Origin of the sequence: Streptomyces monashensis (genome assembly GCF_001866665.1) — a bacterium.
Lineage (GTDB): Bacteria > Actinomycetota > Actinomycetes > Streptomycetales > Streptomycetaceae > Streptomyces > Streptomyces monashensis.
This window is the reverse complement of sequence record NZ_MLYO01000040.1, coordinates 21,747-35,334: the sequence shown is the minus strand read 5'-3', so window position 1 is coordinate 35,334 and position 13,588 is coordinate 21,747. Positions and strand designations below refer to the sequence as shown.

12 protein-coding genes and 1 pseudogene are annotated in these 13,588 nt (G+C 72.2%); 4 read left to right on the top strand and 9 right to left on the bottom strand.

The features are described 5' to 3' along the window. The first annotated feature begins 210 nt into the window (after positions 1-210). A complete protein-coding gene (locus BIV23_RS24280; protein WP_071383056.1) occupies positions 211-1,653 on the top strand; it encodes a phytoene desaturase family protein in 1,443 nt (480 codons plus the stop codon). 16 nt (positions 1,654-1,669) lie between these two features. Here the strand turns inward: BIV23_RS24280 and BIV23_RS24275 are convergent, their stop codons facing one another. The 3 genes and pseudogenes from BIV23_RS24275 to BIV23_RS24265 all read right to left on the bottom strand — a co-directional run bounded on the left by BIV23_RS24275 (position 1,670) and on the right by BIV23_RS24265 (position 4,396). Continuing rightward, positions 1,670-2,695 carry an aldo/keto reductase gene (locus BIV23_RS24275; protein WP_071383055.1) on the bottom strand — a complete coding sequence of 342 codons (1,026 nt, stop codon included), beginning with the start codon at positions 2,693-2,695 and terminating at the stop codon, positions 1,670-1,672. 7 nt (positions 2,696-2,702) lie between these two features. Then, entirely contained in the window at positions 2,703-3,167 is a 465-nt protein-coding gene (locus BIV23_RS24270) for a MerR family transcriptional regulator (protein WP_071383054.1), read from the bottom strand. A gap of 98 nt (positions 3,168-3,265) precedes the next feature. Next, positions 3,266-4,396: pseudogene (locus BIV23_RS24265) on the bottom strand (sensor histidine kinase). 303 nt (positions 4,397-4,699) lie between these two features. Between BIV23_RS24265 and BIV23_RS24260 the strand changes: the two are divergent. After that, positions 4,700-4,930, top strand: a complete 231-nt coding sequence (locus BIV23_RS24260) for a hypothetical protein (RefSeq protein ID WP_245790614.1) — start codon at positions 4,700-4,702, stop codon at positions 4,928-4,930. Positions 4,931-5,026: 96 nt separating this feature from the next. Here the strand turns inward: BIV23_RS24260 and BIV23_RS24255 are convergent, their stop codons facing one another. From BIV23_RS24255 to BIV23_RS24245, 3 genes are all read right to left on the bottom strand, one after another. Then, positions 5,027-5,776 carry an SDR family oxidoreductase gene (locus BIV23_RS24255; protein ID WP_071383053.1) on the bottom strand — a complete coding sequence of 250 codons (750 nt, stop codon included), beginning with the start codon at positions 5,774-5,776 and terminating at the stop codon, positions 5,027-5,029. A gap of 356 nt (positions 5,777-6,132) precedes the next feature. After that, positions 6,133-7,104 (bottom strand): alpha/beta hydrolase, encoded by a 972-nt coding sequence (locus BIV23_RS24250; protein WP_071383052.1) that lies wholly within the window; start codon positions 7,102-7,104, stop codon positions 6,133-6,135. A 737-nt stretch (positions 7,105-7,841) separates the two neighbouring features. After that, positions 7,842-8,579 carry a hypothetical protein gene (locus BIV23_RS24245; RefSeq protein WP_071383051.1) on the bottom strand — a complete coding sequence of 246 codons (738 nt, stop codon included), beginning with the start codon at positions 8,577-8,579 and terminating at the stop codon, positions 7,842-7,844. 684 nt (positions 8,580-9,263) lie between these two features. On the opposite strand from BIV23_RS24245, the gene BIV23_RS24240 reads away from it, so the two are divergent. Next, positions 9,264-9,734, top strand: coding sequence for a GNAT family N-acetyltransferase (locus tag BIV23_RS24240; RefSeq protein WP_071383114.1), 471 nt, complete (start codon positions 9,264-9,266; stop codon positions 9,732-9,734). 25 nt (positions 9,735-9,759) lie between these two features. On the opposite strand, the gene BIV23_RS24235 is transcribed toward BIV23_RS24240, so the two are convergent. Both BIV23_RS24235 and BIV23_RS24230 read right to left on the bottom strand, forming a co-directional pair. After that, on the bottom strand, positions 9,760-10,404 hold the full coding sequence (locus tag BIV23_RS24235) for an FMN-binding negative transcriptional regulator (protein WP_071383050.1): 645 nt from the start codon (positions 10,402-10,404) through the stop codon (positions 9,760-9,762). 73 nt (positions 10,405-10,477) lie between these two features. Next, on the bottom strand, positions 10,478-11,434 hold the full coding sequence (locus tag BIV23_RS24230; RefSeq protein ID WP_071383049.1) for a MerR family transcriptional regulator: 957 nt from the start codon (positions 11,432-11,434) through the stop codon (positions 10,478-10,480). A 191-nt stretch (positions 11,435-11,625) separates the two neighbouring features. Here BIV23_RS24230 and BIV23_RS24225 point away from each other — a divergent pair, with 191 nt between their 5' ends. Further along, positions 11,626-12,687 carry a cobalamin-independent methionine synthase II family protein gene (locus BIV23_RS24225; protein ID WP_245790620.1) on the top strand — a complete coding sequence of 354 codons (1,062 nt, stop codon included), beginning with the start codon at positions 11,626-11,628 and terminating at the stop codon, positions 12,685-12,687. A 474-nt stretch (positions 12,688-13,161) separates the two neighbouring features. On the opposite strand, the gene BIV23_RS24220 is transcribed toward BIV23_RS24225, so the two are convergent. Then, positions 13,162-13,560 (bottom strand): ACT domain-containing protein, encoded by a 399-nt coding sequence (locus tag BIV23_RS24220; protein ID WP_071383047.1) that lies wholly within the window; start codon positions 13,558-13,560, stop codon positions 13,162-13,164. Positions 13,561-13,588: the final 28 nt, after the last annotated feature.

The following is a 13,588-nucleotide window of genomic DNA, read 5'->3' as shown; positions in this document are numbered from 1 at the left end:
GAGCACCTCCCGTGACGCGGGTGGTTCCCGTGACGCGGGAGGTTCCGTGACGATCTGGCAATGGTACGTCGAGGACTACGACCCCGGGCGCCCCGGCCCTCGGCACCTCATGAAACACCTGCGGGCTACGATTATCCCGGCCATTTGATTTCCGAACGGTTTCCGGCCGATATGACGGATTTCCGACACGGGACACCTCGGGGGTGCGGCATGACGTCCGCGGTCGTCGTCGGCGCCGGGCCCAACGGGCTCGCCGCCGCGGCCTTTCTCGCCAGGGCGGGTCTCGATGTGACCGTCCTGGAAGCAGCCGACGAGATCGGCGGCGGCACCCGCAGCTCCGAGGCCCTTGTGCCCGGCCTCCTCCACGACCACTGCTCGGCCGTCCACCCCACCGCCGCCGGCTCCCCGGCGCTGCGCGCGCTCGGCCTCGAAGAGCACGGGCTGCGCTGGCGGTCGGCGGAGATCGACTGCGTCCACCCACTGGACGACGGCAGCGGCGGGGTGCTGCTGCGCTCCGTGCCGGACACCGCCCGCCTGCTCGGCCCCGACGGCGAGCGCTACCGCGCCCTGTTCGCCACCCCGGTGCGGCACTGGGACGTCCTGGCGCACGAGGTGCTGCGCCCGCTCCCGCACCTGCCCGCGCACCCGCTGCTGCTGGCCCGCTTCGGCATCCCGACCACCCTGCCCGCCACCGCCCTCGCCCGCCTCTTCCGCACCCCGCGGGCGCGGGCCCTGTGGGCCGGAGTCGCGGCACACGCCATGCGCCCGCTGTCCCGCCCGTTCACCTCGGCCATCGGACTCGGCATCCTCACCGCGGGCCACGACGCGGGCTGGGCCGTGGCCGAGGGCGGCTCACAGTCCATCGCGTACAGCATGGAGCGCGTGCTGCGCCGGTACGGGGGCACCGTCCACACCGGTGTCCGCGTCACCGACCAGCGCCAACTCCCGCCCGCCGACGTCACCCTCCTCGACCTCGACCCCGGCCAGGCCGCGGCCCTCTACGGCGACCGGCTGCCGCCCCGGACACGCGCCGCGTACCACCGCTTCCGTCGCGCGCCCGCCGTCTTCAAGCTCGACCTGGCCGTCGAGGGCGGCGTGCCCTGGGCGAACGAGCACGCGCGCCGGGCCACCACCGTCCACCTCGGCGGCCCGCTCGCCGAGGTGGCGCGGACGCTCCAGGACGTCGTGGCCGGCCGCATGCCCGAGCGGCCCTTCGTCCTGGTCGCCCAGCAGTACCTGGCCGACCCCACGCGCTCGGCCGGCGACGTCCACCCCGTGTACACCTACGCCCATGTCCCGTACGGCTACGACGGTGACGCCACCGGCGCGATCCTGCGGCAGCTGGAGCGGTTCGCCCCCGGTGTCCGCGACCGCGTCGTGGCCCAACAGGCCGTACGGTCCGCCGGGTTCGCCGCCGCCAACCCCAACTTCACCGGCGGCGACATCATCACGGGAGCCAAGACGACCTCCCAGCTCCTCCTCGGCCCCCGCCCGGCCCTCGACCCGTACGCCACCGGCCTGCCCGGCGTGTTCCTCTGCTCGGCCGCCACCCCGCCGGGCCCCGGCGCCCACGGCATGTGCGGCGCCGGAGCCGCCGAGGCGGCCCTGCGCCACCTGGGAGTGCGGACCTCGGGGCTGTTCGACACGGCCTGACAGAGCTCTGGGGCTCCTACGACTCCCGGGCCGCGGAGGTGAGGGACATGTCGGCGTAGCGCTCGCCCGCCACCCGGCCGGCGATCGGCTCCAGCAGCGCCAGTTCGTCGGCGCCGAGCGTGATCCGGGTGGCACCGGCGTTCTCCAGCAGGCGGCTGCGCTTGCGGGTGCCGGGGATCGGCACCACGGTCAGACCGTGCACCTGTGCCCGCTGCTGCACCCAGGCCAGGGCGATCTGCGCGACCGTCGCCCCGCGCTCGGCCGCGATCGTGTGCAGCGGTGCGAGCAGCGCCGTGTTCGCCTTCGCGTTGTCACCGCTGAACCGGGGCATCAGCCGCCGGAAGTCCCCGCCGGACAACTCCTTGCCCGCGTCCGAGAAGGACCCGGTCAGAAAGCCCCGGCCGAGCGGCGAGTACGGCACGAAGGCGACGCCCAGCTCGGCCGCCGCGCCCACCACGCTGCGCTCGACGTCCCGGCTGAACAGCGACCACTCCGTCTGCACGGCGGTGATCGGGTGCACGGCGTGCGCCGCACGCAGCTCGGCACCGGTGACCTCGCTCAGCCCGAGGTGCCTGACCTTGCCCTCCCGCACCAGCTCGGCCATGGCACCGACCGACTCGACGAGCGGGACGGCGGGGTCGCGACGGTGCATGTAGTACAGGTCGATGACATCGACGCCCAGCCGGCGCAGACTCGCCTCGGCGGCCTGCCTGACGTAGCCGGGATCGTTGCGGATGGCCCGGTAGGAGGGGTCGTCGGCGAGGTACTCGATGCCGAACTTGGTGGCCACGGTGAGGGTGTCGCGGTGTGCGGCCACGAACGGCGCGAGGAACTCCTCGTTGGCGCCGATCCCGTACATGTCGGCGGTGTCGATGAGCGTGACGCCCGCCTCGACGGCCGCCTCCAGGGTGTCACGGGCCGCCGCGTCGTCGGTCTGTCCGTAGGCTGCGCTGATGCCCATGGCTCCGAAGCCCTGGACGCCGACGAGGGGCCCGCCGGCACCCAGTTCGACCGTGCGGATCTGCTCGATGGTGTTGCCCATGTGGCGCTCAGGCCCCTTCCGACGCCCGCCGGGCGTCCGCGTAGGAATCGATCTCGGCGTCGAGGACGGTGAGGGTGTCGTGCAACTCGGCGATCCGCTGGAGGACTTCACTCCGGGTCCGCTCCAGCAGCCGCTGCCGCTCCCCGAAGGTCCGGGTGCCCTGCCGGACCAGCTCCGCGAAGTGCACCATGTCGGCGACCGGCATCCCGGTCAGCCGCAGCATGGTCAGGCACGACAGCCACTCCAGATCCTGGTCGTCGAACCGCCGCTGTCCGGTGTGCGACCGCTCCACCTGCCGCATCAGCCCGATCTGCTCGTACCAGCGCAGCGTGTGGGCACGCAGCCCGGTGAACGCGGCGACCTCACTGATCGTGTACCGCCCCCGGCCATCGGGCCGGGGCCGCACCGACGCGGTCGCGGAACAGGTGTCCACGGCCGGAGACTTCACAGGGCTGTTGTCGATCACCGTCATGAGGCACACGCTAGATCCTTCAAGTGCGCTTCAAGCAAGTGCGTTCCGCGACGGCCGTCGCCTCCGCGCGGTGCTCACCGGGCGAGGGGGGAGCGCAGTCACCAGACACACGGAAGCTCCACCACGATCACGGTCGGGCCGCCGGCCGGGCTGGACACGGTCAGCTGGCCGGCGAGCGCGGCCACCGGGCGGCGGACGCCGAGCAGGCCCGTACCGGCGCGCTCATCGGCGCCCCCGTGACCGTCGTCGCTGATCACCGCTCGCACCCCGGCGCGCAGACGCTCCAGCCGAACCTCCGCCCGCCCCCGTGCCTGACCGCGTTGGTCAGAGCCTCGGCCACGGCGAAATACGCGGCGGCCTCGATCGCCGCCGGGGGCCGCAGCCCTTCCTCCGGCCCGCCCGTGACGCTCACGGCCACGTCGAGCGCGCTGCTCCCCGCGAGCGCCCGCACGGCTCCGACGAGACCGCGGTCGGTGAGGACCGGCGGGTGGATGCCCCGCACGACCTGCCGCAGCTCGGTCAGTGCCTTCTGGGCGTGGTGGTGGGCGTCGACCAGGAACGCGCGGGCGGCCTCGGGATCCTGGTCGTAGGCGCGCGGGGCGAGCCCGAGCCGCATCGAGAGCGACACCAGACGTGCCCGGGCACCGTCGTGCAGATCGAATCGATGCGGCGCAGCTCCGCCCCGTGGGCGTTGATCGCATCGGCACGGGCGGCGGCCAGCCGCTCCACGCGGGCGGCCAGCAGCGCCTGCGGAGCGGGCCACAGCAAGGCCTGTGACCAGCGGGCCTCCAGATCGGCGAGCCGGGTGATCAGCGGGAGCACGACCGGGGCACGGCGCAGCAGCCCGCACCACACCCCGTCGACGACGAGGCCGACCGGCCACAGCGGCAGCGCGAGCAGGACGAGTGCGCCGTAGCCGTACGAGGCGATCACCCAGCGCAGATCGGTGCGTGTACCGGGGTCCCGCACAGTGGTGCGCAGCCGCCGTCGCAGCGGGCCGGTGAGAGGCTGGTAGGCCTCGGGGATCTCCCGGCCCGTCCACGCCGCCGTCATGGCGCGCTCGGCCCCGGCGATGCGCCGGACCAGCAGCACCGCCTCGGGCAGCAGCCAGGCCCCGACCACCACCACGGTGCCGACGGCCGTGATCAGCAGCACCGTGACGAAGAGACCACCGCGGCCAGCACCAGATGGACCGTGGCCCGCCCGGCCTGCCGCATCGCGTTCCGCATACCGACCACGCTAGGTGCCCGGAGGCGCGCGGGCGGGGGAGCGGACCACACCATCAGGGTGGAGCGGGCTACACCTCCGGTTCGGGAGCGCACTCCCTCGAAACCGCGAGCGGGTCAAGGGAGCGTGGAACCAGACGCTCTCATCCCTCCTCGGAAGGCACCGCCCCCATGAAGTCCCTCCTCACCTCCGCCACCCTGTGGATCTCAGTCCTCGCCGGCCTCTCGGACTCGGTGGCCGCCGGGACCGTCCTCGACGGCACGGCGAAGAACCTCGCCACCTAGGGCGGTGTCGCCCTCGCCCTCGTGACGGGCTCCCGCATCGCCCGCAGGGAACCGGTGAAGTCGTTCCTGTCCGCACGGCCGGTGCTGTGGTTCCTCTTCCTCTTCAACGGCGCCGTCGCCGCGCTCCGCGCGGTCGCGGTGGACGGCGCACAGGGCGTCATGGCCGCGGTGGGCATGGGCCTGGTCTCGCTGGGGGCGGGGTTCGGCCTGGTCCCGAGCCGGCGCGGCACGACACAGCTCGGTCGGGCCTGAGACATCGGTCGGCGCCCGCGGCGTCGGTGTCCAGGGCTTCGGCGCCCGCGGCCGAAGCGGGGCGCGGCGGGCAGCGGGCCGCCGCACCCCGCCCGCTCATGCCGCGTATCCGCCGTCCACCGACAGTTCCGTGCCCGTCATGTACATCGCTTCCGGTCGCGCGAGGTAGGCGATCGCGGACGCCACCTCTTCGGCCGTGCCGTAGCGGCCGAACGCGGTCATGGCCGCCTGGTCGGACGCGAAGGGACCGGCGGCGGGGTTCATGTCGGTGTCGATGGGACCCGGGTGGACGACGTGAGCCGTGATCCCGCGCCCGCTCAACTCCCGGGCCAGCGCCTTCGTCAGCCCCACGACGGCCGACTTGCTCATCGCGTACAGGGTGGCTCCGGGGCCGGGCACGCGCGCGGTGATACAGCTGCCGACGGTGATGATCCGCCCGCCGGGCGCCATGAGCGCGGCAGCGGCCTGGGAGGCGAGGAACACCCCGCGGATGTTGACGGCGATGAGCCGGTCCACGTCGTCGAGCGACATGTTCTCCAGCGGCTGCATCAGCCCGAGGGCCGCGTTGTTCACCAGCACGTCCAGGCCTTCGAGCGCCTCCGCCGCACCGTGCACCGCGCCCGCCGCCTCCTGCGCGTCCGCGGCATCCGCGCACAGCGCCACCGCCCGCCGCCCGTGTGCCTCGACGGCCCGCACCACCTCCTCCGCCGCCTCCTTCCCGTGGACATAGGTCACGGCCACGTCCGCGCCCTCCCGCGCCAGTCGCCGTGCCGCCGCCGCGCCGATGCCCCGGCTGCCGCCGGTCACGAGTGCCTTCTTGCCGTTCAGGGGTGCTGGTGAGGTCATGTCTCCATTTCACGGGTGCGGCACGGGGCACGCTGGCGGTGAACGGACCTCGACCTGACCGGGAGCACGGACACACGGACCGGTGGCGGGCGACCGGCGAACCCCTTCGGAATGAGTCGTCCAGTATGAAATATGGTCGCGGAATCATTTCTTCATGAGAGCGACCGTTAATGTGGACGGGCGAGGGTAAAGCACGAGAGAACCGAGTTCCTTGAATTCGGCGTCGGCGTCGACGGACACGGTGCCACCGCCGAATTCGCCTTCAGCCGAGCGGTGAGAAGGCAGTCGGCGCCAAACGGCCGGCGGCGGTCTCCGGGGGAGCGGACCGCCGCCGGCACACCGCCGTACCGGCTGCCTCAGACGGTGTGCAGGGCGGCGCGCAGGGTGCGGTTCGCCAGGTCGACGGCCGCGCCCGCGGCATGGGTGCCGCGCAGGGCGTCGAGCATCACGAAGTCGTGGATGATGCCCTGGAACCGCACCGCCGTGACCGGTACCCCCGCCGCCCGCAGCTTGTTGCCGTAGGCCTCGCCCTCGTCACGCAGCACGTCCGCCTCGGCGGTCACGACCAGAGCCGGGGGCAGACCCGACAGCTGATCGGCGGTGGCACGCAGTGGCGAGGCGGTGATCCGTGAGCGCTCCTCCCTGTCGGTCGTGTACTGGTCCCAGAACCACTGCATGGCATCGCGGCGCAGGTAGTAACCCGTGGCGAACTGGCCATAGGACGCGGTGTCGAAGGACGCGTCGGTGACCGGGTAGAACAGCACCTGCTGGACCAGCGCGGGACCGCCCCGCTCCTTGGCCATCATGGTCAGGGCGGCCGCCATGTTCCCGCCGACGGAGTCCCCGGCCACGGCCAGCCGCGTTCCGTCCAGGTCCTTGGTGGCGCCCTGTTCGACGACCCACTGGGCGAGGGTGTGGCTCTGCTCGACGGCGACCGGGTAGCGGGCCTCGGGCGAGAGGTCGTACTCGGGAAAGACGACCGCGGCATCCGCTCCGACAGCCAGTTCGCGCACCAGCCGGTCATGGGTGTGGGCATTGCCGAAGACCCAGCCCGCGCCGTGGATGTAGAGGATCACCGGGAGCGCGCCCTCGGCCCCGGCGGCCCTGACGATCCGTGCCCGCACGCTGCCCGTGGGGCCGCCGGAGACGGTGATCCACTCCTCGTCGACGGCAGGCTTCCGGATGTCGCCGGACTGCAGCTCGTCGAGCGCCTTGCGGCCGTCCGCGGGCGGCAGCTCGAACAGGTACGGCGGATCGGCTGTGGCCTTCGCGAACTGCGCGGCCGCGGGTTCCAGGACCGGCCGGACCGGCGCTGCGGCATCGGACATCGCGTCTCCTCACGTGCACTGGGGGTCGGAGCATCCGTCGGTCGTCCCGCACGTGCCCTCGTCTCCCGCGACGCCACGGAACACCTCCGCGCATCCGCCTCGCGCAGGGCAATGGGCCGTGGGCGTGCCGCCCGTACCTCCACAGTGCACGGATTCGACCGGCTCCGCACGCGCTGCGCTCCTGGCACCGGGCGGGAAGCGTCGCCCTGCCGGGCCGTCCTGGTGTGGGCCGATGGCGCGGCCGGGTCGCCGAACTCGCCGACGACCCCGAGGCCGCGGGGTGTACGAGGCTGCCGTCGTGGTTGACGAGAACCCTCGCTGCCGCACTGAGCCGGCGAGGCGAACCGACCTCGTCGACGGCCTGACATCCCTCGCCGCTCTGCTCGCGGCCGTCGCCGGGCGGACCCGCGCGGACCGGGGGCACCCCGGCCGGGGCGGGCCGAGGCTGAGCGCCCACCCGCGTACTCGCGCGGACCGGGGGCACCCCGGCCGGGGCGGGCCGAGGCTGAGCGCCCACCCGCGTACTCGCGCCCACGCTCCGCCCGCGCCCCTGCTCGTGCCCGCGCCCTTGCGCGTGTCCATGTTCCGGCGCGCGTCGGCGTTCTGGTTCGTGTCCACGTCCGGGTCGCGGCCGTGGGTACGTGCCCCTCGTGGGGCGATCGCCGGCCATGACCGGTCCCGAGAGGCGCAGACGTACCCTCGGCACCCGGTCGGCACGGCAGGGGTGTGGCCACGGCCTATGCGGCGGTCTCCGGCTTGGCCTCGGCCTTGTCGGCCGCTGCGGACTGCGCGGCGGGGGCGACGGTGTAGAAGACGGACGTGCCCTGCTTGCTGCGCTGGGCGCTGTTGCGGGCGACCAGGTTCTCCAGCGTGGTGCGGATGACCTTGGTCTGGATCTCCCGGTCGGGATGCGCCTTGCCGAGGGCCTCGGCGACCTCCGCCGCGGAGCGGGGCTCCTTCTGGTCCGTCAGGTGGCGCCGGACCAGCTCGACGAGCGTGGGCTGAGCCGTCTGCGGGGCCGCCTGCTTCGCCGCCGACGTCTTCGTCGGCGACGCCTTCGGCACGGATGCCTTCGCCGGGGAGGCCTTCGCGGTGGACTTCTTCACTGCGGGCTTCTTGGCGGCCCGCTTCGTGGCCTCGGGCTGCGCGACGCCCGTCTTCTTCGGCGCCTTGTCCACGACGGGTGCGGCGGGTGCGGCGGGCGTGGCCGGTGTGGCGGAAGGCGTCTTGCGCGGGGCGGGCACCACGGCACCGTCGGTGCCGGCAGGCACGCCGGCCGGGGCGGTGACCCCGAGCGCCTGCTGCATGCTCACCAGAACGCCGTGGTCGTGCTGAAGGGCCGTCAACTGACCCTGCAGGCTGGAGATTTCGGCGGCGATACGGTCCTGTTCCTTGACGTTGTTGTCGAGGTCGTTGGAGACCTGGCTGACGTACTGCGAGGTCAACTCGGTGACGGGTGAGGTGCTCTCAGACATCTTTTCCTCCGTGTCCGACGGTGATGTGCCACCCCGCGCGGCCGATGACGACAGACGGGGAGCGTGAGTTGTGCTTTCGGGGCGCACAACACATGGATGATACGGGTGGGTCGGCCCTTTTTCTGCTGAGTGAAACATATGCGTTGCACCGAGTGAACCCGATGTGCCGCGCGCCAACAAGATGTGCTGCGAGGGCCGTTCATGTGTTCAGTCATTTCCCGCCCGGGAAACAGGGGGGACGGGGTCGCCGCACGGCATGGCCTAGGATGGCGGAGCCGTGGTGTGCCCGCCCCGCGCCCTCAGCAGTCGACCTAGCCGTGACCTGGGCGAACTGCCCGAGCACCGCACGCTGATCCGGCTGGACCTGCGGGGCACCGGCCGGTCCGCGACGCCCCGGAACCTCGCTTCCTGCCGGTGCGATCGCCTCGTGCCCGATGCGGAGGCCCTGCGCACTCAACCCGGCCAGGAGCATATGGACGTGCGCGCGCACAGCGTCGGCGCGAACACCGCCGCGCAGGTCGGTCTGTCGAGGCGTCCTTCGTCGCCGAGGGCGCATTCGACCCGGACACCACCCGCGTGGCACCCGTACGGCTCCTCGCCGGGCGGCCGACCCCGGTGTCCCGCCGCCCGCGATGGCCGACCTCGCCGCGCTGTTCCCGCACACCGGTCGGTAGCATCGCGATCGTGGTTGACTGGGAGATACGGCAGGCGTCGACGGGGGACGTCGAGGCGGTGGCCGAGCTGCGGGCCGTCGTGCTGAGGACGGACCTGGAGCGTCTCGGGCGCTACGACGCGCAGCGCGTGCGGCAGCGGCTGCGCGACGGGTTCACTCCGGCGCACACATGGGTGGTGGAGGCGGCCGGCGCCCTGGCGGGCTGTGTGGCGCTGAGGCCGGGCGCGGACGCCCATTGGCTGGAGCACTTCTACCTGGATCCGGCGCTCCAGGGCAGAGGCATCGGCTCGGCGGTGCTGAGCATGCTGCTGGAGCGCTGCGACCGCGACGGTACTGCCGTCCGGCTGAACGTGCTGCGGGGCAGCCGGGCCAGGGAGCTCTACGCGCGCCACGGTTTCACGGTCGAGTCCGAGGACCCGGTGGATGTGTTCATGGTGCGCCGGCCGCAGCCGGCGCAGGGTCCGGTGACCGTCGGCCACTGAAGCCCTGCCCGGTGCCGCCGCGGCCTCAGGACGTGGCGGAGTGCCTGCGGTGTGCGCGTACCGCGGCGGCGACCGCCATGTCGTCGCCCCGACCCCGCGCCTCCAGCCCGGCCATGACGCCTTCGACGTTCTGCGCGGGCTGGTTCTGACTGAGCTTCGCCTTGGCCTCGATCCGGCTGATGACCACTTCGACGCCGACGACCGCGCGCCCCTGCCCCTCGACGTACTTCGCCGGGGCCTGGTCGAGGGACCAGGGCTCGGCCGAAGCGGCCTCGTGCCGGTCGGTGAGGCGGCGCATCTGCGCCTCGACCCACACCGGATCGTCGTGCACCACCAACTGCCCGTACACGTGGGCGACGACATAGTTCCAGGTCGGGACCACGCGATGGTGCTCGGCCTTCGTCGCGTACCACGTGGGCGAGACATAGGCCTGCGGCCCGTGGACTATCACCATGGCTTCCCCCTGCACCGGCCCGCGCCAGTGGTCGTTGGCCCTCGCCATGTGACCGATCAGCGAACCGAGTTCACCGGTGTCCGGGTCGTACTCGAAGGGCAGCAGGGTGGCCTGGAGGCCGTGCGGGGTCATGGTGACCAGGTCGGCGGCACCGAGGCCGGTCAGCAGATCACGGACGTCGGCGTCCTCGGGCATGAAGGGCTTGGGCACGTACACGGGCGGGCCTCTCGGTCGGAGGGGGCAAGCGGGGGGCAGGGTGTTCGTCGGCCGGGAAGCGGCGGTCGGTGCCTCACAGCGGGTTCTCGCGCAGCCAGGTCAGGACCTGCTCGGGGTGTTCGTTCGGAGGGAAGACCGGATAGAAGACGTGCTCGATGACGCCGTCGCGGATGACGAGCGTGAGCCGCTTGAACAGCCGCATCCCGTCCGCCTCGAACGTGGGCAGTCCGAGGGCGTCGGCGAGCCCGAAGGACGGGTCGGACAGCATGTCGAAGGGCAGCCCGAGGCGCTCCACGACCTCGTTCTGGTACGGGCTGTCCTGGCTGGACAGCCCGTACACCCGGCCGGCACCGGCTTCCAGGAGGTCCTGGAAGTGATCGCGGAAGCCGCATGTCTCGGGCGTGCAACCGCGGGCTCCGGGAATGGAGTTCCAGCCCTCCGGCAGATCGGTGCCGGGGCGGCCGGTGAGCGGGTAGACGTAGACGACCGCACGGCGAGGGCCGAGGCCGTCCAGACGGATCGTCCTGCCCGCCGTGTCGCACAGGGCCACCCCGGGCGCGGCCGTCCCGCACAGGTGCTCCACGGCGCCGTCGTCCTCAGGGACGGGCAGGTCCGCCGGCAGCGTCAGATAGTCGTCGTCCGCGGTGCCGCTCTCCTCGGAGGGTACGACGGCGCTGCCGCGGTGAGCGGCGGCGTTCAGGTTGCCGATCAGCGTCGTGCGGCGCGCGGTGAGTGCCTCGATGCGCTCGGTCAGCTCGTCGATCGCCTCGCGGTAGGTGGCCAGCGAGGCGGGGCAGTCGTCCGCGTACGCGCGCCCGGCCGCCAGGCACTCCAGGAACGGCCGGGTGCGCTCTACGGGGATCCCGAGCCGGTGCAGCGCCCTGATCTCCCGTACGAGGCGTACGTCGTCCTCGTCGTAGTCCCGGTAGCCGTTGGCGAGACGCCCGGGCGTGATCAACCCCAGCGATTCGTAGTACCGCACTGCTTTCGTCGTCACGCCCGACCGGCGCGCCAGCTCACTGATCCTCATGCCGCTCACCTCGCTCCACGCTAAACCCTGCCCCCGGGGGCAAGGTCAAGCGGCGAGAGCCGCGAGGTGTCCTCCGGCCGTCGTCCGAGGTCGACGCCGTGGGGTGGTCATGCCCTGAGCGGGTGGACCTGGGCGGGCGCGAGAGTGTTCGGACCGGATCCGTACGACGTGATTCCTAGGCTGCCGCCGTGATGATTCCTACCGAACCCATCGGCAGCCTTCCCCGCTCTCGCGAACTGCTCACCGCCATGGCCGACCACCAGGCCGGCAGGACGGACGACAGCACGCTCAGGCAGGTTCAGGAACGCGCCGTGCGTGACACGGTCGAACGGCTGGAGGCGGCCGGGTCGCCGGTCGTCACCGACGGCGAGCAGGCCAAGCCCGACTTCGTCACGTACCCCGTCGCGGGCACACCCGGACTGTCTCCCGAGGGTGTGGTGATCCCCTTCGCCGACGGCCACCACCGGCAGCTGCCGGTGCTGACCGCGGGCCCCTTCCGGTACAAGGCGTCCGCCGAGCAGTACCTGCGGGCCGCCCGGCAGCACACGACGGCGCCGGTGAAGCAGGCCGTCGTCGCGCCCTCCGTGCTGAGCCTGTTCTATCCGCCGAGCGGGATCCCCGGATTCCCGCGCGAGGAGTTCCTCCACCAGCTGATGGGCGAGTCGGAGGCGGAGATCCGCGCGTGTCTCGACGCGGACGCGCATGTCGTCCAGCTCGACTTCGACGAGGCCCGTCTCACCCTCAAGCTGGACCCCGGCGGAGGAGTACTGAACGATCTCGTCGACCTGAACAACCAGGTGCTGTCCCGCTTCACCGAGAGAGAGCGGGCCCGGATCGGTGTCTACTGCGGGCCCGGCGCCGACCAGGACTCCACCCACAGCCTCGATGTCGACTACGCCGAGGTGCTGCCCCAGCTCTTCCGGCTCACGGCGGGCAACTTCTACCTCCAGCTGGCCGGCGAGGCCGACGCGGACCGTGTCCTGCGCGTGATCGCCCACCAACTCCGCCCCGGTGTCCGGGTCTTCGTCGGTGTGACCGACCCGATCGACCCGCGCGTCGAGACCCCCGAAGAAGTCCGTGACCGGGTGGTTCGGGCCGCCCGGCACATTCCCGTCGACCAGCTGGGCACCTGCGACGACGCTGGCTTCGCCCCCTTCGCCGACGACACGTCGACGTCACGCGAGACGGCCTTCGCCAAGATCCGCGCCCGCGTCGAGGGAACCGCCTTGGCGGCCGAACTCCTCGGAGGGTGAGGCACCCATGCTGTGCCCGCCCCTCCGTCCGCCCGGCGCCTACGGACGGGCGGGCTCACCTGTGCCGGGCCCGGACCGGCAGTCTCCCCTCGCGACCGCGATGCGGACACCCGCCCCCGCACCTCGACCGGATCCTCGTCGCAGGTCATGACGGCAGCGGCGCACTCATCTCCCGATGCGTGATCCGCCCAGCGTCACCTGGTTCGTGCACCACGCAACTCTATTTTCATATGAAGAATTGCGGTCTGCTTTTCAGGCGGGCGCCACTGCGGAATTCCAAGGGCGGGAGCGGACATTCACCTCGGTACCTCATCTGTCCCTCATCGGTCGCCAGGGGGAAGGAGCACGGTGGAGGTCGAACATTTGCTGGCCGATTGTCTCCGGGACGCACGCGGAAATTCCCTGGGCACCGTGCCCGTCCGGAAAACGGCCTGCTGTGAACGGAGTCGTTACGCTCCCGAACGGCCTTGCCGCTCAAGCGGTTTCGTGTGCCAGGCGCCGCAGCACCTCGACCGCCCGCTCGGCGTGCTCGTACGGCACGAAGAGGTGATCGTGGTGGAAGGCGGCGACGACGTTGCAGCTCAGGCCGGCGTCGGCGAGGGCGCGGGAAACGGCAGCGGTCAGGCCGACCGCGGCCAGCGCGGAGTGCACGCGCAGCGTGATCCACCCCGCCACGTAGTCGTACGCCATCCCCGCCGCGTCCGCCTCGGCCTGCGGCACCACGAGGGTGAGGCCCTCCTGTTCGGCGACCGTCACCACCGGGGTGACTCCGGAGGGCACACCGCCCTCCGCCATGGTGAAGACATAGCGGCCCGGATTCAGCTCCGGGCGCATGCCGCTGAGCAGGTTGCGCAGATCAGTCTCGCCGGTCATGGGCCCACAGTACGGGCCCTGGCGGGCG